The following is a 20,889-nucleotide window of genomic DNA, read 5'->3' on the forward strand; positions in this document are numbered from 1 at the left end:
CGGGGGCTTTTTTGTCTAGCCGAAGACTGAATTGCGGCGTCTCGCCAGTGGTGAATCTTCATCGACCGACTCGCCTTCCGTCGCCTGCGCCAGCCCCGCGGGACCTTGTGTAAACGCGGCTGCAAACAGTTGCTGCGCCAACGGTGTGGGCGTTGATTCCGGTTCTGCGAACAACGGCTGCCGCCGGGTCGATCGATTGAAGGACTGCAAGTCGACCGCCGGACTGTTCGATGAGATGGCAAGAGGCACGGCAACGGGTGTGCTGAGCAGTTTGTACTGGATCCGCGTCTGAGCCTCGGAAACCTGCATGGCATTGCCCATTGCCACACTCAGTGAGCCCACCAACTGAGCTGCGGGGTTAGCGGCGTGCATCAGCAGATTTCCGCCGATCTGGAAGCCTTTGGCCACGGCACCGCGCCTGGCTGCAAGCACTTGCGGTTCTTCGACAGGGCTGTTGAACGCAACGGACATGGGTCCCATGATCCGGCTGGTGGTCTCCTCCCCCAACACCCGATTCATTGTCGAAGAAACGAATTCACCGGAGTGGTACAGCACGGCCCCCGAAGGTGGCGCGGTGTGCGTCCGGACGGCGGCAATGACATGTGCCTGATGTGTGTTGAGCACGGAGTTGTCCCGGGCTCCCAGCTCTGCCAGCGCTACCGGTATTTCGCGGCGGTAGGCCTGGACGTCGGGATTTGGGTCATTCTCGAAGTAACGGCGCACGGGCTGCATGCCGGCGGCTTGCGTGGGATGGACCAGTTTTTTGTCGGCAAGATCGTGATACACCCGATCGCCAGCAGGCTTGTCGGGCTTGTCGGGCTTGCGCCCGTCGCTGTCCCTGTAGGTCATTGGGTTATTGCGCAGCGCGCGATAGCGATTATGGCCGTCGATCGCTCCGCCAGGATCGCTGTTCAGCCAGCGTTGCAGCCACGGCACGTAATAGCGAAACCCGTAATAGTAAAGTCCCGTGGCGTCACGTTCCTTTGCCGAATACCGCGCGGTCTTGTAGCTGACGTCGGGTTCTTCGGCCCACGCCGTTGCACCGAATGGATAAAAATGCTCGCGGCTGATCAGTTGCGCATCCGCGTCCAGCTCAAGACTGATTGAGCCCAGATGATCATTGAAACTGTATCGGTAGAGATTATTGAGGCCGGTCGGCGGTGCGCTTTGCCAATGCAGGACGCGTACGATACTGAGTCCGGTCCGCACGATGATCACCTGCAGGCTCTCACCGGTGCCGGTATCGGTGCGTAATTCCAGCGCTGGCAGATAACGCACCTGGGCAAGAAGACTGCGTGCAGAGGCCCGTGACGAACGCGTCTTGCATACCCGCTGACCGGCGCCGTCGTAGAGATAGCTTTCACGATCATCGGCATCTGATCGGCGTGAGACGACCACGACCGAGTCCAGCTGGCAACGCAGATTCCACTGCAACCGGCGCCCCTGATCCAGCAACAACAAATTACCCCGCGAATCGAAAGCTTCCGCGATCTCTGCTTCAGAGGGCGGCTTACCGTCGTGCCACGGCAAACACCGATTGCTATAGCGTGCGGCCTGCAGTTGATGACCTGGACTCTGTTGGCCGACGTGAGTCAGCTCGCGCAAATTGCCGCCGGCGTCATAACGATAATTCTGGCTGTAGTTGGCAACAGCGGTCGGCCCGCCGCCGCCAACGCCGGCCTCCCAGCCAGTGGCATGGGACAACTGATAAAGGCTGTCATAGCGGTAACGACTGACCGGTTCGATGCGCTGGTTGGCGAACCAGCGCACGGGCAATGCCTGGTCTTCGATACTCGTTACATTGCCCATCGGGTCGTAGGCGTAGATCAGATGCTGCAGCACATTGCCCAGATTGTCCCGAGCATGGCGAGTGAGCAGACGGCCGTCTTCGGGACGGTAGCTCAGCGTAGTCAGCACGCCGTTGCCTGCCAGTTCATGAGTGACTTGTCCGTAAGCGTCGTAGCGAATATCACTGACGACCGAATGGTTCTGCGTCTGAAGTTTGAGCCGTATTTCAACTGCACGTAACTGGCCGTGGAGAGTCAGTGCGAAGGCCTGCCGATTGCCACCGGCATCGAACTGTTCGAGCACAGGTCCCAGCGGGGCGTAGCGCCATTGTGTGGTTGCCCCTTGGGGTTCGAGCAACTTCTGTCGATCGGCGATCGCCTCTGGCCAATCCGCGGCAACCGGCTCAAGCGTGAAGTGACGGATGTTTTCACTGCACTGCCCGGTGATTGCAAACTGCGAGAACAGAACACTGCCACCGGGATCGTCATGACGAATCACTTGACCGAGCTGATTGCGCAGCGGATCGCCCGCGCCGGGGCGGCCATAGGCAAGTCGCTCGGAACAACGGCGAGGTACGCCGGTGCCTTCCTCGAACACCGCGACAGGTCGCAACAAGTCATCGTATGCAATTTCACGGCATGTGCCACGGCTGTCCCAGTTGCACAGCGTCTGGCCGGCCAAACCCGGCAACTGGACCTGGACTCCCGCATCGGTACTGTCCGAGCGCAGCGCGATATCGGTCAAGGCATGGACAGTGGTGAGGCTGGCGGGCGCCTGTGGATCAATCGCCTGCAACGCCCACAATCGCGCATCCCATTGTTTGACTGCACGGCCGGCGTTGTCGCGCAACGTCCGCTCGATCCGGGGCTCGCTTGCCAGCGCCGCATCGGCGCGCCAGTAGTTGACGTTGAGGATGGCCAACCCGCGCGGATCGTTCACGGCAAGCGTTGGCGTATTGCTGTGGATGCCCATAATGCGTCAACGTCCCAGTGTGCCCTTGGCTCATGAGAGCAAGCGCGGAACCGCATTCCTACTGTCAGAAATTACAGTCCCGACCAACGGTGCGATCAAACTCGTCCCGAATACCCATTGCGCCAAGCCTTCGGTAGGATGGGGCTCACTCACCCACGGAGCGCTCACGCATGTTCATCGGCATCCTGCTGGTCATTACCTGGCTGATCCTGCTGCTGCGCTACCCGGCCAAGGCCTTGCCGGTTTCGGTAGCCGCTGCGATTGGCCTGGGTTTCGTGGCCATGTGGGTGGTGTGGCTGGACAACCGCGAGATCAAGCAACTGGCGCGCCTGGAACTGCGCATTGCCTACGCTCCCGAGCAATGCCCGGCCGACCGTCCACTGCAATTGAAAATGAACAATGGCAACAATGTGCCGCTGACCGAGCTGCGCTGGCGCATCGCCGCTTATGCGCCGGGCGATACGGTCAACCTGGCCGACAATCAATACACTGCCCCACGCTATCGCGGCCCCGGCGAATTGCAGGCCGGCGCGACCTGGGAAGACTGCTTGCCACTGCCGCCGCTGCGCCCCGGCTATCGTCCGCAAACACTGGAGTTTCGCGCCGAGCATTTGCAGGGTAGTTTCTCTGACTGATCCCCTCCTCCGACTGTTTGCACAAGGAATGCGCCATGCCCGTTGCGTTGATTACCGGTTGTTCAAGCGGCATCGGCCGCGCCCTCGCCGACGCGTTCAAAGCGGCAGGCTACGAAGTCTGGGCCAGTGCGCGCAAGGCTGAAGATGTCAGCGCGCTGAGCGCTGCCGGTTTCACCGCTGTCGAGCTGGACGTCAACGATGGCGCCGCGCTGGAACAACTCGCCGAGCGTCTGAGCCAGCAACACGGCAGTCTTGATGTACTGATCAACAACGCCGGTTACGGCGCGATGGGGCCGCTGCTCGACGGCGGCGTGCAGGCGATGCAGCGCCAGTTCGAAACCAACGTATTTTCGATTGTCGGCGTCACCCGCGCGTTGTTCCCGCTGCTGCGTCCGGCCAAGGGGTTGGTGGTGAATATCGGCAGTGTGTCGGGTGTGCTGGTCACACCATTTGCCGGCGCCTACTGCGCTTCAAAAGCGGCGGTACATGCGCTTAGCGACGCGTTGCGCATGGAGCTGGCACCGTTTGGCATCCGTGTGATGGAAGTTCAGCCCGGTGCGATCGAATCGAGCTTTGCGAAGAATGCCGGACATGAAGCCGAGCAGTTGATCAACGAGCAATCGCCGTGGTTTCCCCTGCGTGAAGGCATTCGCGCACGGGCCAAGGCGTCGCAGGACAAGCCAACCCCGGCCAGTGAGTTTGCGGCTGAGTTGTTGAAAGCGGTGCGGCAGAGCAAGCCGCCACGGCTGGTTCGCATCGGCAACGGCAGCCGGGCGTTGCCGTTGTTGGCGGCGTTGTTGCCGAAGGGTTTGCTGGAATCGACGTTGATGAAGCGGTTCGGGTTGCGCGCCAAGCTCTGATCCCCAGTCGTTGCGACCAGCGGTAGCCAGACCTGTCAGAGTTGACAGTAGGCGCCCTCTGAACGAAGGCCTATCGTGAGTTCAAGCCAGGTGAACAGTGTCGAGTCCGTGTTAGCGCCCGACGAGTAAACCGACCTCACGACAACCGCGCAGGGACGTATATGGCAATCGCAAAGAAGGCCGCGAACATCAGGGCGACAATCGACGCTACATGGGGAAGCGGCCAAGGCAAACTTCAACTTGACGATATATTCCAGGACGACCCGACGAAGTCTCGGCCCCTCACGGGGTCGACGCTGCTGCGCGATAAATCGTTGCTGGTCACCAGTACCTTCGATAACGGCGTCTTCTTCGTTGCCAAGCTGAACCACTTGGGTGCCTTAGACTTGGCGTTCGGTGTCGAAGGGCGTGTCACGGGTTCGTTCCTGGCCAATGAGCAGGCCTCTGGCGGGCCGATTGCAGAAGGTGCCGACGGGCGGCTGTTCATGGCAGGCAGCACAGCCAATGAGGAATCGAACGAGGTTAGCGCTGCGATTCTCTGCCTTGACAGCAAAGGCAATCGGGTGAGCAGCTTTGGCGAGAATGGCCAAGTCATCATCGATCCCCCAAACACACAACGGCTTACGAAAAAAGGCCCGGCATTCGTCTTCGCGCTACCCGATGGCAGCGTTATTGTCGGCGTTGATTACCACACGCCTGACGTGCTCAGGGCGCACCTTTACAAATTCGATGCGCAAGGCGCACCCGTGAAGGCATTCGGCACAGATGGCCGAGTTGAAATAAATCACGGGATGCCGCATGCATCGACCTCACTCAGCGACGGTTGCGTGCTCGACAATGGACTCTTGTTATTTGCAGGCTACGAAAAATACGAGCCCGACGTGAACACGGACGGTCTCGTCGTGATGTTGAATTCAGACAGTGGCGCGCTCCATGAGAGTTTCGGCCTCCCGGAAAGACCCGGGGTTGTGGTAGTCCGGTACAACTCCATGGGTGCCGAACTCAATACTGTGAGACAGCGAGCCCCTGATAGATTTACGGCATCTGGCTACACCAACATGGGCAACGGTGTCAGTGAGCGATACGGCATGTTGTTCGCCTTCGATGAAAAAGGTAAGCCCGATTTTGACGTTTTCGGCAATCCGAATGTCATGCCACTCCCACCAGATCTCGGCAGCGACAGGCGAGTCAACTGGGCGGACCATGTTCCTTTCGCTGATAACATCGTAGTTTCTGGTGGAGACGAGAAGGGCAATTATATTGCCTGTGTGAAAACCCGTAGCGGTGGCTACAACTCCGATTTTTCAGACGCGGGTGGCGTCATCCATCGCGAGGAGACCACCGACTCTCTCCCCAGGCTTCATTATCAGCAGGACCCAGGCAAATTGATCGTTGCCCTCAACATCAATCCAGAAAACCCTCTGGGTTGTCTGTATCGCTACAACATTTCCCAGTAGCTGGAAGCATCACCGCGTCGCCCTGGTCAGGGGCGACGCGGTCGATCAATTGCCTGCCTGGTCCTGCTTCACCACTACCGTGCAAGTAATCCCCGCCGCCAGTAACACGCCCTCTGGCACCTCATCAATATGAATCCGCACCGGCACGCGCTGCGCCAGCCGCACCCAGTTGAACGTCGGGTTCACGTCGGCAATCAGTTCGCGGCTTTCCGGGTTGTCGCGGTCGTAGATCCCGCGCGAAATGCTTTCGACATGGCCCTTGAGCACTTCGCCGCTCATCAATTGCATGTCGGCTTGGTCACCTACTTTGACGTGGGGCAGTTTGGTTTCCTCGAAAAAGCCGTAAACCCAAAATGAATTCATGTCGACCACGGCCATCTTCGCCTCGCCGATGCGCGCGTAGTCGCCGCGATGCACATTGAGGTTGGTCACGTAACCGTCCACCGCCGCACGCACTTCGGTGCGTTTGAGGTTGAGTTCGGCGGCTTCCAGTTGCGCCTGGGCGTGTTGGTAATCGGCCAGCGCGGCGTCGGCGATGTTGCTGGCGTCGTCGCGGTTTTCCTTGGAGATCACCAGATTGTCGAGGTCGGCGCGGCGATGGGCGTTGACCTTGCGCATTTCCCAGGTCGACTTGCGCGAAGCGACCAGTGACTGCGCCTGCTTGACCGCAATGCGGTAGTGCTCGGGGTCGATGCGCATCAGCAGATCGCCCTTTTTCACCAGTTGGTTGTCACGCACCGGCACTTCGACCACTTCGCCGGTGACGTCGGCGGCAACGTTGATGATGTCGGCGCGAACGCGGCCATCGCGGGTCCACGGCGTGTTCATGTAGTGCTCCCACAGCGTACGGCCGATCCACAGCGCCAGGGCCAGCACCAGCAGGGTCGCGAGCAGGCTGAAAAACTTTTTCATCAAGATGTTCTCAACGGTAGACAGTCAGCGCCATGGCGCCGAACAGACAGGTAAACAGGCTAAGGCGCAGCAACGCCGGGTGCCAGAAAAAGCGGTACAGGTCGAACCCCGAGAGGAAGCGGTCAACTGCCCAGGCCAATCCCGCAGCAATGAAAAACATCAGGGTCATGGTCGGCATGTACACGCCGTGGAAGGCGATTTCACGAGGCATGGGCAAGTCCTTCGGGCCTGGCGGGAGCGAATTCGGCCAGGGGTGATTGCGGGTCGAGCAACGAGGTGCGGATAAAGTGCAGGTAGCTTTTCACCCGGCGCAACGCCGAGGTATCGAAGTGCGGCGCGAACGGCTCATCGGTGGCGGCGACGCGGCTGATCGCGTGATCGACCGCCACCAGTGCGCGTTCGAGATTGCTGGCGTTCGGCTGCAAGAACAGGCGTACCAACGCGCGCCCCATCACGCGGATTGCCTGACGCCACGGCTGCGATTCGGCATACGCCGGGTGCACCGGCAGGATCGCCTGCTCCTTGCGCAACTCGATGATCGCGTGGCCGACTTCCAGCACCACGAACATCCAGCGCAGCAGACCCTTCTGCACCTTCGGTTGCCCTGCCGCGAGGCCATAGGCCTGATGCAGCAGATCGCGGGTGCGGCTCTCGAAACGCGAGGCCAGGCCCTTGAGTTTGCCGCTGATCGCGTAGACCACTTGCCCGCGCAAGTCCTGCTCCAGGCGCTGCCACAGCCAGCGACTGTTCGGCGGCAGAATAATCGCCCCCGCCGCCGCACACACGAGCATGCCCATGACCATGGCGATGTAGTCGTTGATGAAGGTGTAGGGGTTGTAGATCGTGAGATTGTCCGGCACTGAACCGGTGCTGAAAAAAATCAGCAGGCCCAGTCCGACCCCGGCGTATTGCGGCCGCGAGGCGAGGAACGAACCGAGCACGATCACCGGCGCGAGCATCACGCAGAGCAAGGGGAAACCGTCGATCAACGGGAAGATGAAAAACATCTCGACGAAGCCGATCAGTGCGCCGAGAAAAGTCCCGCAGGCCATTTGAAAAGCCATGCGTTTCGGGTTCGGTGTGGCGGCGGAAAGGCCGACGGTGGCGGCAGCGATCAGGGTCATGGTCGCCCCGCTCGGCCACGCGGTGGCGACCCAGTAACTGCCCAGCACAATCAGAATGAACGAGGCGCGAATCCCCGAAGCGGCCGCCGCCCACCAGTTGGTTTGCGGGGTGAACGGCTCGTCCCAGCGTTCGCGTTCGTGGCGGTGATCGGCCAGGGACGCGTGGGTCTGCGCATAGCTGTGCAGGTCATCGACGAAGCGGTAGAGCAATTCATAGGCGGTGTGGAAATCCAGTTGTTCGGCTTCGCTCGGAGCAGTGTCCTGAAAGATTCCGCGCAGGGTTCGGACACGTGCCGGCAGACCTTCCTTGTAGGTGGCCAACGCGGTCGCCAAACGAGCCGCATCGGGGCTGGTCAGGGCGCGACCGCTGAAGCCGTCGAGCACTTCGGCGAGGTCCTGCAAGCCCGGTTTGATCGCTGCCACGACGTGCTCTTCGCCATTGCCGTGCAGGCGTTCGAGCAATTGATGCAAGGCGTTGAAGCGCGTAGTGCCCCCCATGAACTCGCTGTTCAAACGACTCAGACGACCGTTGCGCCGGCGCATGTGCGGGTCTTCGAACACGGTCACGCTGCGCAGCCCTTCCAGGCCCACGGCTTCAGCAATGAAGCGCACGTTGCTGGCTTCGAACGCCTCGGCTTTGCTGCGCCCGCGCAAGCCGTCGGTGACGAAGAGCGCGAACACACCGAAACGCTGATACAAGGCATTGCGCATCGCCGCGCTGGCGGTCTGCGGCAGAATCGCCGCGCTGATCAACGTCGAACAGAGAATCCCCAGTGATATCTCCAAGACCCGCCACACCGCCGCCATAAAGGCGCCGTCCGGGTGCGCCAGCGCCGGCAGACCGACCATCGCTGCGGTGTAACCGGCAAGGACAAAACCATACGCGCGAAAGTTGCGGCAACGCGCGGCACCGGCCGAGCAGATGCCGACCCAGATCGCCAGCGAGCCGAGAAACAGCTCCGTGTTCTGCGCGAACAAAGCGATCAGCGTGACCATCATCGCCGACCCGGCCAGCGTGCCGAGCAAGCGATAGAAACTCTTGGCGAACACCTGACCGCTCTGCGGCTGCATGACGATGAACACCGTGATCATCGCCGTGCGCGGTTGTGGTAGTTCCAGACGCATCGCCAGCCATAGCGTGAGAAACGCGGCGAGCAACACCTTGAAGATATACACCCAGGTCACGCCATCGCTGCGTGCCCAGTCGAAAAAACCGCGACGCCATTCCAGGGAATGGAGCCAGCGCAGGGGGGCGGGCAAGGAGGTCATTGAAAATACTCAGGCATGCAATGCGGACTCGAAACCTGTGGGAGCGAGCCTGCTCGCGAAAGCGGCGTGTCAGGCAACATGTTCATTGACTGATACGCCCTCTTCGCGAGCAGGCTCGCTCCCACAATGGATGCTGTGTTCACCGCAGCAGCGCCGGGGTTTTCGGGGCTTGGGTCTGCGCGGCTGTCGGCACGTCATTACCCGCACCGAGGCCGCCCCCCAAGGCAGTCACCAGCTCGGCATGCGCACTCAACCGCGCGGCCTGCACTTGCTGCTGAACCTGCTGTTGCTTGAACAGCAAGGTCTGCGCATTGAGCACATTGAGGTAATCGGTGAGGCCGCGTTGATAAGCGATCATCGCGATGTCGTAGGTTTTCTGTGCGGCGGCCACGGATTCGGCAGCGAAGTCCTGCTGCTTGTCCATCGACTCGCGGCGGATCAACTGATCGGAAATGTTCTTCAGCGCATTGATCAGAGTCTGGTTGTAGTGCGCCACGGCGATGTCATAACCGGCCGCCGCTTCGCCCAATTCGCCACGCAGTCGGCCGCCGTCGAAGATCGGCAACGAGATCGCCGGGCCGACGTTGTAGTTGAGTTTCTTGCCGGTCAGAAACTCCAGCGCGCCGCCGCCCGTGGCCATGTAGCCGAGGCTGCCGACCAGATCTACATTGGGGTAAAACCCGGCGTGAGCGACATCGATACCGCGCGCCTGCGCCGCCACTTGCCAGCGACTGGCGACCACGTCCGGACGCTGGCCGAGCAGTTCGGCAGGCAATGCCGAGGGCAATTTCAACGGCGCCGCGAGGGACAGCGTCGGCCGTTGCAGTTGCGCAGCAGCGCCCGGCCCCTTGCCGGCCAGCGCAGCAATCTGGTTGCGGCTCAGGGCGATTTCCTCGTCCAGCGCATCGAGTTGGCGATGGGTTTCCGGCAACGGCGTTTCGGCCTGGCTGACTTCGAAATGCGTGCCGATGCCACCGCTCAAACGCTTCTGCGCCAGATCGAGAATCTGCTGTTGCTGCCTGAGCATTGCGGCAACGATGTCGCGCTGGGCGTAATGCAGCGACAGCTCGATGTAGGCGCGGACGATGTTGTTCTGCAGTTCCAGCTGCGCCAGGCGCGCCTCGGCCACGCTCACATGGGCCAGATCCACCGCGCGTTCACTGGCATTGCGCTCGCGGCCCCAGAGGTCGAGGGCGTAGCTGAAGCCGAGCGCGGCGTTGTTGTCCCATGTGGTGGTATTGGCCAGTTCGCCGGGGCCGTAGAACTGATCGGTCGGCCAGTTGTGGCGCTTGAGGGTCGACTCGCCATTGATCTGCAACGCCTCGGCCGCTTCGGCAACACCGGCCATGGCCTTGGCCTGACGCACCCGCGCAGCGGCCATGGCCATGCTCGGGCTGCCTTGCACGGCGAGGTCGATCCAGCGATTAAGTTGCGCATCACCAAACGCCTGCCACCATTGGGCGCTGGGCCAGTGGGCGTCTTTGGCGGCCTCGGCAATGGCCGCGTCGGTGGCCAGTGAATCGGCCGCGAGTGCCTCGCCGTGAGGGGCAATGCCTTGGGTAGAGATGCAGCCGCCGAGAGCCAGGGTTAAAGCCAGAACACTGAGCGGCAAAAGCGCTCTGTTGATGCGACGCGGCACAGCTGCGAATTCCTGAGAGAGGGATAGATCGAGGACCGTGCAGGAGCTGCCGCAGGCTGCGATTTTTGATCTTGATTCCCTTAAAACAAAATCAAAAGATCGCAGCCTTCGGCAGCGCCTGCACAGGATCGGCGCAATTCTATGGAGCTGCCTCTGCGGCGATAAGCTGGGATTTCTGTGAATCTTTGTTACGGTTAACGAGATAATCCCTTGGTCGGGGGTCTCAGCCCCTGAAACTTCGTGTCACAATTTGCCATCTCCCTTGAGAGCACCCCATGGACACTTTGCAAAACATGCGCGCCTTCAGTTGTGTTGCCGAAGCGGGCAGCTTCACCGCCGCCGCCGTGCAACTGGACACCACCACCGCCAACGTCTCGCGCGCGGTCTCCAATCTGGAAGCCCACCTGCAAACCCGCCTGCTCAATCGCACGACCCGGCGCATCGCCCTGACCGAGGCCGGCAAACGCTACCTGCTGCGCTGCGAACAGATCCTCGCCTACGTCGAAGAAGCCGAAGCGGAAGCCAGCGACGCCCACGCGCGCCCCGCCGGCCAGCTGAAAGTGCACACCATGACCGGCATCGGTCAGCACTTCGTCATCGACGCCATCGCCCGCTACCGCAAGACCCACCCCGACGTGACCTTCGACCTGACCCTGGCCAACCGCGTGCCGGACCTGCTCGACGAGGGCTACGACGTGTCCATCGTGCTGGCCAGCGAACTGCCCGACTCCGGCTTCGTTTCGCAACGCCTGGGCATCACCTACAGCATCGTCTGCGCCTCGCCGGCGTACGTGAAAGCCAACGGCGCCGCGCAGAAACCCAGCGACCTGCTCAACCACGCGTGCCTGCGCCTGGTCAGCCCGGTGATCCCTCTGGAAAAATGGGCCTTCGACGGCCCGGACGGCCAGGAAACAGTGACCATCAACAGCTCACCGTTCCTGGTGAACTCCGCCGACGCCATGAAAACCGCCATCACCAGCGGCATGGGCGTCGGCGTGCTGCCGGTCTACGCCGCCATCGAAGGCCTGCGCAACGGCACCCTGGTGCGCGTGATGCCGAACTACCGCTCGCAGGAACTCAACCTCTACGCGATCTACCCGTCGCGGCAGTACCTGGATGCGAAGATCAAAACCTGGGTGGAATATTTGCGTGGATCGTTGCCGGAAATATTGGCGGCGCATCAGGCGGAATTGGTCGCGTATGAGTTGAGCGGGAGTCTGGCTGGCGCGCGCGTCGCCACCTGAGTTTAAACACCGACAGCGGCACACCATACTGGCCATCCAGCAGGTGATCATGCTGGCGGAACTGGCGGTGAACCGGGTGCTGGATAACTACGAAATCCACCAGCCCCCGTCACACAATTGAACCTCTGTGGGAGCGAGCCTGCTCGCGAAGGCTTCGGCACATTCAACATTCGGGTGTCAGATAAACCGCTTTCGCGAGCAGGCTCGCTCCCACAATTCTGGATCGTGTACATCAGCGAGATATTAGTCGGCTGTCAGGCCGCTTTCGCTGGCAAGCCAGCTCCCACAGAGACGGGGTGAATCTGGCAGAGATGGGTTGGCAGTGGAGACGCTTACGCGAGCAGGCTCGCTCCCACAATTCTGGATCGTGTACATCAGCGAGATATGAGTCGGCTGTCAGGCCGCCTTCGCTGGCAAGCCAGCTCCCACAGGGACGGGGTGAATCTGGCAGAGATGGGTTGGCAGTGGAGACGCCTTCGCGAGCAGGCTCGCTCCCACAATTCTGGATCGTGTACATCAGCAAGATATGAGTTGGCTGTCAGTCCGCCTTCGCTGGCAAGCCAGCTCCCACAGGGACGGGGTGAATCTGGCAGAGATGGGTTGGCAGTGGAGACGCCTTCGCGAGCAGGCTCGCTCCCACAAAAGCAAAAACAAAAGCAAAGGCAAAGCAGCGCAGCTGCCCGCGGCAAAGCCGCCCCACTCAACAATGAGCGCAAGCTCGAGTGCTCTTGATCTTGATCTTGATCCACCGGCGACGTCGGAAGGCTGAGTGGAGGGATTGATCCGGGCGTGGGAGCGCAGCGACCGTCTGGCGCAGCCAGACACAGCGGAAGGAGGTGCAGCGAAGCAAACCGGAGCCGCTGCGCCCGGATCGATCCCGCAGCGAAGGGACCCGAGCCTGCGAGGGCCGAACGCAGGAGCAAGCCTTTTGGTTTACCTTTTTGGCGTTTGAAAAAGGTGACCCGCCGTAAGGGCGGAACCGTAATCAGCAACACCCGAAGAAACGGATATTCACCCAAAACCCCAAGAACTTGGTCGGCCCAGAGGCCGCCAAGACAACCCGAGCGAGAAAATGTTAGCGTGCTTGCAATCAAGCCCCGACGAGCCCAAGCCCAATGAAAAAAACAGTCCTGGCCTTCAGCCGCATCACCCCGCCCATGATCGAACGCCTGCAAGAAGAATTCGACGTCATCGTCCCCGACCCCAAGACCGGTGACATCAACGCCCAGTTCAACGAAGCCCTGCCCCACGCCCACGGCCTCATCGGCGTCGGCCGCAAACTCGGCCGCGCACAACTGCAAAGCGCAACAAAACTCGAAGTGGTCTCGAGCGTCTCGGTCGGCTACGACAACTACGACCTCGACTACTTCAACGAACGCGGGATCATGCTCACCAACACCCCCGACGTGCTCACCGAAAGCACCGCCGACCTCGCCTTCGCCCTGATCATGAGCAGCGCCCGCCGCGTCGCCGAACTCGACGCCTGGACCAAGGCCGGGCAATGGCAGGCCAGCGTCGGCGCCCCGCTGTTTGGTAGTGATGTACACGGCAAGACCCTCGGCATCGTCGGCATGGGCAACATCGGCGCCGCTGTCGCCCGGCGCGGGCGCTTCGGCTTCAACATGCCGATCATCTACAGCGGCAACAGCCGCAAGACCGAACTGGAACAGGAACTCGGCGCGCAGTTCCGCAGCTTGGATGAGCTGCTGGCCGAAGCCGATTTCGTCTGCCTGGTAGTGCCGTTGAGCGACAAGACCCGCCACCTGATCAGCCATCGCGAACTCGCGCTGATGAAGCCGAGCGCGATCCTGGTCAACATCTCGCGCGGCCCGGTGGTCGACGAACCGGCACTCATCGAAGCCCTGCAAAACAACCGCATCCGCGGCGCCGGGCTGGACGTCTACGAAAAAGAACCGCTGGCCGAATCGCCGCTGTTCCAGTTGAAAAACGCCGTGACCCTGCCGCACATCGGATCGGCCACCACCGAAACCCGCGAAGCCATGGCCAACCGCGCCCTGGCCAACCTGCGCAGCGCCCTGCTCGGTGAACGGCCGCAGGATCTGGTCAACCCGCAAGTCTGGCGCGGCTGAAAAAAAGGGCCGGCGCAACATGGCGCCGGCCTTCACCTTACATAACTTGCAACCGAACAAAAACGCCAGACCAAGTAACAGCAATATAAGCTCTCGCAACTTATCAACTTATTGATTAATTGCCATGGAGAGCCAACCCCGTGAACACCCTGACCACCGACAAACTCATTCGTTACAGCAAAGTCATCTTGATGGCTTATATAAGTTTCTTTGGCCTGCTGGTGATGATCCATAACTTCACTGACTATGAGTCCAACTACATTTACGTTGCACATATCCTGAGCATGGACACCACCAACGCCAGCGAAAACATCATGTATCGGGCGATCGATTCGCCGATGATCCATCACCGGATCTACTGGTTCATCATCACCATGGAAGTCATCTACACCGTGCTCTGCCTGATCGGCACTTACCAGTTGTATCGCTACATCGATGCATCGCCAGCGGTATTCCATGAAGCCAAGAAGTTTTCGATCATGGGTATATTGGTCGCCATCTTCATTTATTACGTGTGCCTGCAAACTGTAGGTGTCGAATGGTTCGACATGGACACTTCGCAATCCTGGAATGCCAAGGACTGGGCAAGGCATATTGTCGATTTCATCTTCCCGGTGATGATCTACATCACTTTGAAAGTTGAGCGCTGATTATCAGCGCTCGTTTTATCAAGCCAACTTCCCTTGAGCCGCAGACAACAGCACTTTCGGTTTACGAAACACCAGCACGTTGCCCAACATCACCAACACCAGCCCGACGAGCGCCGGTGCGGTCCATTGATAACCTTCGGCAAACGCCGACACGTTCAGGGCCACCACCGGGAACAGCACCGTGCAGTAAGCCGCCCGCTCCGGGCCCATGCGCCCGACCAGCGTCAGGTACGCGGTGAAGCCGATCACCGAGCCGGGAATCACTAGATAGAACAGCGCACCGACATATCGCGGCGACCAGTCCATGGTGAAGGGTATGCCGTTGAACAGACACCACACCGTCAGCATCGCCGCGCCGTAGGCCATGCCCCAGGCGTTGGTGGTCAGCGGTCTGAGGCCGGCCTTCTGTTGCAGGCTCGAAAGCATATTCCCCGCTGAAAAACACAAGGTGCCACACAACGCCAGACCCAGCCCGAGAAGGGTTTGCGGACTGGCCTCATGCCCGGCCAGTTCCGGCCAGAACAACAGCCCCAGACCTGACAGCCCCAACGCACCGCCCAGCAACACATTGCGCGCAATGCGCTGGCCGAAAAACACCCGCGCATTCAGCGCGTTCCACAACGTCGCCGTAGAAAACACCACCGCCACCAGACCGCTGGGTATCCACTGGCTGGCCGTCAGAAAACACATGAAGTTCACGCAGAACAGACATAACCCTTGAGCCACACAAATCAAATGCCCACGGCGGTTCATCGGTTGCAGGCGTCGGCTGAGCAGCAACAACGCAAACAACACCAACGCAGCCAGGCCGAAGCGATAGACAATCGACACCGGAATTTCGACCACGCCCAATTGCCATTTCAAGGCAATCCAGGTGGTACCCCAGATCAGCACGGTCAGCAGGTACAACGACAGGTTCATGGCCAACACTCCTTAAACAGGCCTTGAGTGTCTGCCTCGGGCAGCCTTCGACGCTTGCACAATCTTGCGCTTTTGTCTGGCGGCAGGCTGGCAGGGCGGCGTCTACGGAGTAGGATGCAAGGCGTTGGAGAGAACCGAACATGGCCGCTATCGATACCCTGCAAGTCTTTCAAGCCCTCAACCGCTCGCCGAATGCACGCCTTGTGCACAGCGCCGAGCTCGGTGACGGCATGTCTGCGGCCTTGTGGACCAACCACCACGATGCCCAGGAATACGAAGCGCCAAGTCATCACACGCTTTCGTGCTACGTCGCCGGCGGCACCGGCACATTCCGTCGTGGCCAGCCGGGCCGCAAAGGCGGGCCGGACAAGTTGTGCATCCTGCCGGCCGATCACGAATCGGGCTGGGTGATCAATGGCGACATCCGCTTGGCGCACCTGTATTTCAGCGCCGAACAATTCGCCCTCGGTTGCGTGACTTTGCTCGATCGCGAACCGCGCGAGATGCAATTACGCGAGCAGACCTTTCTCGAAGATCCGCAGCAGGCGCAGCGCTTTCGGCAATTACTGAACCTGAACTGGCAAGAGCCGGCAGAGCGCTTGCTGACCAGCAGCCTAGCCCACGAATTGATCAGCCACACCTTGCTCAGCCAGGTGGGAGCACGACAGGGCTTGCGCTTGAAGGGCGGACTGGCGCCACATCAGCGCCGACAACTGGTGGAGTTCATCGACAACCAGTTGAGCGAAGCCATCAGCCTCGGGCAACTGGCCGGGCTGTGTGCACTGTCGGAATACCACTTTGCGCGGATGTTTCGCCTGAGCTTCGGCCTGCCGCCGCATCAATATGTGCTGGCGCGGCGCTTGAGCCGGGCGCGGGAATTGTTGCGCGGCACGGCGCTGCCGCTGGGCGAGATCGCGCTGGCGTGCGGGTTTGCCAGTGCGAGCCATTTTACTAATCGGTTCAGGCAGGTTTTGGGTGGGACGCCGGGCGAGTATCGGCAGGCTTTTTTGCGTTAGAAACTCGTACCTTTTCGCCAGTGATGGCCCCTTCGCGAGCAGGCTCGCTCCCACCTTGAAATGCAGTCTCCTGTGGGAGCGAGCCTGCTCGCGAAGAGCGTTGATGCGGTTTTGGATCAGAACTCCAGAGTGCTCGACAAGGAAACCTGCCGCGAATCCCCCATCGACACAAAGAAGCGGCTCGCCGACGAGGTGTAATAGGTGCGATCAAACAGGTTCTTCACGTTCAACTGAAACTTGACCTTCTGCCCCTCAACCGTCGTGTCGTAAGTGGCAAACGCATCCGCCACGGTATAGCTCGGCAGGTCAAAATCATTCACCGCGTTGCCGGCACGCTCGCCGACATAGCGCGCGCCCGCCCCGACACGCAGTTGGTCGCCGCCAAACACATTGCCGAAGTCATACACCGCCGACAGCGAGCCGGAATTCTTCGCTACGTTTTGCAGGCGCTTGCCTTTGTATTCCGGGTCTTCGGTGACTTCGGCATCGGTGTAGGCATAGCTGCCGATCAGGTTCCAGTGCTCGCTGAGTTGCCCACTCAGGTCGACTTCCAGCCCGCGTGAACGCACCTCGCCAGCGGCGCTGTAGATCGTCGTCGGACCTTCGGAGTTGGCTACCAGCACGTTGCGTTTCTTGATGTCGAACAACGCAATATTGCCGGTGATGCTGCCGGGCATATCCAGCCGCGCACCCAGCTCCCACGACTTGGCTTCCTCAGGCGCGATGCTGCCGTCGAGCACGGTACTGCTGCCGCTCAGCGGGGCGATGGTCGAGTTGGGTTTGAACGATTCGGTGTAGCTGCCGTAGAACGACAGCGCGTCGGAGTAGCGATACACGACACCGGCGCGCGGTACCCACTTCTGGCCATTGCTGTCGGTATTGGCCTTGAACGGCACGCCTTTGCCGGCGTACTGGTCGTACTCCTGAAAACGGCCGCCGGCGACCAGAATCCACTGCTCGTTGAGGTGAATCGAATCCTGCAGGAACAGCGAATCGCTGCGCAGTTTGTCGGTCTGCGCACTGTCGGGCGCACTCACCGTAGTGCCCATCACTTCGCGACCATACACCGGGTTGAGATAGCTGAACGTGGTCAGGCTTTTCTGCCGGATCAGATCCTCGCGGTAGATCTTGCGATATTCGTCGTCGACGCCGAACACCAGATCATGCTGCATGCCCAGCACATTCACTTTGCCTTCGAGGCTGGCGGTGGTGAAACGATCGGTGCTGATCGCGTTTTGCGTGCCGTCCATGCTCCGCGTCAGTGTGCCTTTGTTGGTGTCGATCGCCGTCACGCGGACTTGGCTGGCGTCGTAGGTTTCGCGGTTCCAGCTGTAGCCGAAGTGGGCTTTCCAGTCGTCGTTGAGTTCATGGTCGGCCTCGAAATGGTAGAGGTCCGAGCGCCCTTCCATGTCGTTGAACGGCTCGTCGAGACGCTGCTTGCGCGAGATATCCAGCGGATGGTTGGTGCGCGGATCGATCAGCGTGCCACGGTCGAACGGGGTGAGAAACTCGCGGTGCTCGTAGGCGAACAACAGCTTGGTGCGCTCGCCGTACCAGGCCAGCGACGGTGCGATCAGCGTCTCGCGATGGGTGCCGAAGTTGCGCCAGTAATCTTCGTCTTCATGATCGACGACCATGCGATAGGCGAAGCCGGAATCGCCCAGCGCCCCGGTGCTGTCGAAGGCGCCGCCGCTGCCGTTCTTGCCGTCACCGTAGCTCGAACCGCGTACGGTCACGGCGTTGTACTGGGTCAGTTCCGGCTTCTTGCTGACCAGGTTGACCACACCACCCGGATCCTGAATTCCGTAGAGCAACGAGGCCGGGCCCTTGAGCACTTCGACGCGATCCACGGTCGCGTTCATGCCACGGCCCTGCACCAGCGGCATGCCGTCGCGCATGATCGAGCCATTGCGGTTGTCACCGAAACCGCGAGTCATCACCGAGTCCTGGGTACTGCCCAAGGTGTTGCCCTGAGTGATGCCGCTGACATTGGCCAGCGCGTCATCGAGATTGCGCGGCGCCTGATCGCGAATGACCTGCGCCGGGATGACATTGACCGTCTGTGGAATTTCTTGCAGCGACGCCGATGAGCGCATCACCGAACTGGTTTCCGGCGGCTGATAACTCATCGATTCGTCGCGCGTGGACGTGATGGTCGTGGCGCCGAGATTGAGCGCGCCTGCGGTCGGCATCGGCTCCAGCGCCAGGGTATGACTGTCGGTGCGGCGAAAGCTCAGGCCGGAATTGCCGAGCAGGCGTTGTAGGGCCTGTTCGGCGCTCATCTGGCCGTTGACTGCCGGAGCATTGAGGCCGTACGGCGCTTCATCGGTGTAGACCACGCTTTGCCCGGTCACGCGGCTGAAGTCGCTCAGGGCCTGCGGCAACGGTTTCGCGGCGAGGGCAAAATTGAATTGCTGTTGCGCCTGACTGCTCACCGCTTCTGCCGCCAGCGCGATACTCATCGGCAGCAATGCCAATGATGAAAAACTCAACGCCGACACGCTTAACCACTGTTTGACCGAACCGGATTTTGCCCTGGACTTCATTGCTCAATGACCTGTGTAGAACCGCAACGGATGCGAATGGCTCGCAGTTTCAGTCACTACACGGATGGGGCTCGGGGTTACCTCACCTTTAATTTGAAAATATTTTGCGGGGGATTTGTTGCCTGGGCTGACGCCTTCGCGAACAGGCTCGCTCCCACCTTTGGAATGCGTTCCCTGTGGCAGCGAGCCTGCTCGCGAAGAGGCCGGCACCCTCAGCGCAGAATAATCAGCTGCCCCAACACCCGATGCTGCTCAAACCCCAACACGCCCTGCAACGAATTGAGCACCGCCTGCGGGTCCTTGCTCGGAAAGCTGCCGCTGACCTTGCGCGCCGCCAGCTCATCGTTGAGCAGCACAATCCGCCCCGGGTAATAGCGGCGCAGATCCTCGACAACTTCGGCCAGCGTGGTCTTGTAGTAAGTCAGCCAACCCTGACGCCAGGCCAGTTGCGCTTCACTGTCCACGCCATGCAGTTTTTCCGCCGTGCCGTCGGCATAAGCGACCTGCTGCCCGGCAGTGAGAATCTGTTGTTGGCCATGCTCATCCGCCGTCACCGCGACACGCCCGGACAATACCGTCACTTGCGCGCCATGAGGTTGCCGGCGCACTTCGAACTGGGTGCCGAGCACCCGCGCTTCGCCCTGCTCCGCCGCCACCACAAACGGGTCGCCGGTGTGGCTGACGCTGAAGAAAGCAGCACCTCTGATCAATTTCACGCGGCGCTGACCGTGACTGAAATCCACGGCAATCGCGCTATCGGCATCCAGCGTCACTTGCGATTGATCGGCCAAGGTCACCGTACGAATTTCGCCAGGCGTGGAGACATGATCGGCGCGCAGATCGTCGAGCCAGCGCTGCGCCTGCCACCCCGTGCCGAGGCTGACCATCAGCAGCAGACACGCGGCCAGCGCCAGCGCGCCCGACCAACGCAACATCGGCGAACGACGCGGGGCGTCCATCGCCTGCAGATAACCTTGCAGCGCGAACGCATCTTCATCGGCCAGCGTGCGCGCGGGGCTTTCGCTGAGTTCCCAGATCACCTGCGCCTGCGCATACGCTTGGGCATGGGCCGGATCGGCGCGCAGCCATTGGCTGAAGGTGAGTTGATCGCCAGTGCTCGGGCGGTCGTGCAACAGGCTCAGCCAGGCCAGCGCGGCCTGCTCCTGGGCCGGCGTCGGTGTGATCGGGTTGGATGGCTTCACGGTGCTTTCCCTGGCAGACGTGGCGCGGGGTCGCGCAGGCTGGCCTTGCAGGCCTCGAGGGCGCGCATCATATGTTTTTCCACGGCACTTTGGGACAGGCCCATGGCCTTGGCGATGTCGGCGTACTTGCGCCCATGAATGCGATTGAGCAGAAAAATCTGCCGGGTACGCTCGGGCAAGGCGCGCAACGCGGCTTCGACATGGCGCAGATCGTTGCCCGCTTCCAGCGCGGCTTGAGGCTCACTGCCGTAGCTGTCGGGTTCGTCCGGCTGCCAGCCTTCGTTGACCCGCGTGCGCGTGCCTTCACTGCGCAAATGATCGATGGCGATGTTGCCGGCGCAGCGCAGCAGATAAGTGCTGAGCTCTTCGACCTGGACCAGCGGCCGCCGCCAGAAGCGCAAAAACAGATCCTGGACCAGATCCGCCGCGGTCGCCCGACAACCGACGCGCCGATTCACCAGCGCCTCCATTTGCGCACGCTGGGACAGAAACACCTGAAGAAAATGCGCACGCGCGCCACGCGCTTCATCGTCACGCGATTCCGGTGGCAGACCGATCAGCACT

16 protein-coding genes and 1 pseudogene are annotated in these 20,889 nt (G+C 60.9%); 8 read left to right on the forward strand and 9 right to left on the reverse strand.

The window, feature by feature from the left end; genetic code table 11:
- Nucleotides 1-15 precede the first annotated feature (15 nt).
- On the reverse strand, nucleotides 16-2,760 hold the full coding sequence (locus KVG87_RS20050; RefSeq protein ID WP_217852247.1) for an RHS repeat domain-containing protein: 2,745 nt from the start codon (nucleotides 2,758-2,760) through the stop codon (nucleotides 16-18).
- 170 nt (nucleotides 2,761-2,930) lie between these two features.
- Between KVG87_RS20050 and KVG87_RS20055 the strand changes: the two genes are divergently transcribed.
- From KVG87_RS20055 to KVG87_RS20065, 3 genes are all read left to right on the forward strand, one after another.
- Nucleotides 2,931-3,395, forward strand: a complete 465-nt coding sequence (locus KVG87_RS20055) for a hypothetical protein (protein ID WP_056783040.1) — start codon at nucleotides 2,931-2,933, stop codon at nucleotides 3,393-3,395.
- Between the two features lie 35 nt (nucleotides 3,396-3,430).
- Complete coding sequence (locus KVG87_RS20060) at nucleotides 3,431-4,255, forward strand: SDR family oxidoreductase (RefSeq protein WP_217852249.1); 825 nt, start codon at nucleotides 3,431-3,433, stop codon at nucleotides 4,253-4,255.
- Between the two features lie 161 nt (nucleotides 4,256-4,416).
- On the forward strand, nucleotides 4,417-5,712 hold the full coding sequence (locus KVG87_RS20065; protein WP_217852251.1) for a hypothetical protein: 1,296 nt from the start codon (nucleotides 4,417-4,419) through the stop codon (nucleotides 5,710-5,712).
- Between the two features lie 45 nt (nucleotides 5,713-5,757).
- Here the strand turns inward: KVG87_RS20065 and KVG87_RS20070 are convergent, their stop codons facing one another.
- From KVG87_RS20070 to KVG87_RS20085, 4 genes are all read right to left on the reverse strand, one after another.
- The gene (locus tag KVG87_RS20070) at nucleotides 5,758-6,624 is read right to left on the reverse strand and encodes an efflux RND transporter periplasmic adaptor subunit (protein ID WP_076565950.1); all 867 of its coding nucleotides are present in this window, start codon (nucleotides 6,622-6,624) and stop codon (nucleotides 5,758-5,760) included.
- Between the two features lie 10 nt (nucleotides 6,625-6,634).
- The gene (locus KVG87_RS20075) at nucleotides 6,635-6,835 is read right to left on the reverse strand and encodes a DUF1656 domain-containing protein (RefSeq protein ID WP_016771611.1); all 201 of its coding nucleotides are present in this window, start codon (nucleotides 6,833-6,835) and stop codon (nucleotides 6,635-6,637) included.
- Nucleotides 6,825-9,017 carry an FUSC family protein gene (locus KVG87_RS20080; protein WP_217852253.1) on the reverse strand — a complete coding sequence of 731 codons (2,193 nt, stop codon included), beginning with the start codon at nucleotides 9,015-9,017 and terminating at the stop codon, nucleotides 6,825-6,827. The genes KVG87_RS20075 and KVG87_RS20080 overlap by 11 nt, the downstream gene beginning before the upstream one ends.
- 139 nt (nucleotides 9,018-9,156) lie before the next feature.
- Nucleotides 9,157-10,656 carry an efflux transporter outer membrane subunit gene (locus tag KVG87_RS20085; RefSeq protein ID WP_217852256.1) on the reverse strand — a complete coding sequence of 500 codons (1,500 nt, stop codon included), beginning with the start codon at nucleotides 10,654-10,656 and terminating at the stop codon, nucleotides 9,157-9,159.
- 275 nt (nucleotides 10,657-10,931) lie between these two features.
- On the opposite strand from KVG87_RS20085, the gene KVG87_RS20090 reads away from it, so the two are divergent.
- The 4 genes and pseudogenes from KVG87_RS20090 to KVG87_RS20100 all read left to right on the forward strand — a co-directional run bounded on the left by KVG87_RS20090 (nucleotide 10,932) and on the right by KVG87_RS20100 (nucleotide 14,640).
- The gene (locus KVG87_RS20090) at nucleotides 10,932-11,900 is read left to right on the forward strand and encodes a LysR family transcriptional regulator (RefSeq protein ID WP_024011667.1); all 969 of its coding nucleotides are present in this window, start codon (nucleotides 10,932-10,934) and stop codon (nucleotides 11,898-11,900) included.
- Nucleotides 11,901-11,913: 13 nt separating this feature from the next.
- Nucleotides 11,914-12,021, forward strand: a pseudogene (locus tag KVG87_RS26305) (DUF6124 family protein); the annotation flags it as partial.
- 994 nt (nucleotides 12,022-13,015) lie between these two features.
- The gene (locus tag KVG87_RS20095) at nucleotides 13,016-13,990 is read left to right on the forward strand and encodes a 2-hydroxyacid dehydrogenase (RefSeq protein WP_217852258.1); all 975 of its coding nucleotides are present in this window, start codon (nucleotides 13,016-13,018) and stop codon (nucleotides 13,988-13,990) included.
- Between the two features lie 140 nt (nucleotides 13,991-14,130).
- Entirely contained in the window at nucleotides 14,131-14,640 is a 510-nt protein-coding gene (locus tag KVG87_RS20100) for a DUF2165 family protein (RefSeq protein ID WP_217852260.1), read from the forward strand.
- Between the two features lie 18 nt (nucleotides 14,641-14,658).
- Here KVG87_RS20100 and KVG87_RS20105 read toward each other — a convergent pair whose 3' ends face one another.
- On the reverse strand, nucleotides 14,659-15,561 hold the full coding sequence (locus KVG87_RS20105; protein ID WP_217852262.1) for a DMT family transporter: 903 nt from the start codon (nucleotides 15,559-15,561) through the stop codon (nucleotides 14,659-14,661).
- A 140-nt stretch (nucleotides 15,562-15,701) separates the two neighbouring features.
- Here KVG87_RS20105 and KVG87_RS20110 point away from each other — a divergent pair, with 140 nt between their 5' ends.
- Nucleotides 15,702-16,577, forward strand: coding sequence for a helix-turn-helix domain-containing protein (locus KVG87_RS20110; protein ID WP_076565934.1), 876 nt, complete (start codon nucleotides 15,702-15,704; stop codon nucleotides 16,575-16,577).
- Nucleotides 16,578-16,693: 116 nt separating this feature from the next.
- On the opposite strand, the gene KVG87_RS20115 is transcribed toward KVG87_RS20110, so the two are convergent.
- The 3 genes from KVG87_RS20115 to KVG87_RS20125 form a co-directional block, all read right to left on the reverse strand.
- Nucleotides 16,694-19,123, reverse strand: a complete 2,430-nt coding sequence (locus tag KVG87_RS20115) for a TonB-dependent siderophore receptor (protein WP_217852265.1) — start codon at nucleotides 19,121-19,123, stop codon at nucleotides 16,694-16,696.
- Between the two features lie 212 nt (nucleotides 19,124-19,335).
- Nucleotides 19,336-20,325 carry a FecR family protein gene (locus KVG87_RS20120; RefSeq protein WP_217852267.1) on the reverse strand — a complete coding sequence of 330 codons (990 nt, stop codon included), beginning with the start codon at nucleotides 20,323-20,325 and terminating at the stop codon, nucleotides 19,336-19,338.
- Nucleotides 20,322-20,888 (reverse strand): RNA polymerase sigma factor, encoded by a 567-nt coding sequence (locus KVG87_RS20125; protein ID WP_197890304.1) that lies wholly within the window; start codon nucleotides 20,886-20,888, stop codon nucleotides 20,322-20,324. The genes KVG87_RS20120 and KVG87_RS20125 overlap by 4 nt, the downstream gene beginning before the upstream one ends.
- Between the last annotated feature and the right edge of the window lies 1 nt (nucleotide 20,889).

It is taken from the genome of Pseudomonas siliginis, assembly GCF_019145195.1.
Classification (GTDB): Bacteria; Pseudomonadota; Gammaproteobacteria; order Pseudomonadales; family Pseudomonadaceae; genus Aquipseudomonas; species Aquipseudomonas siliginis.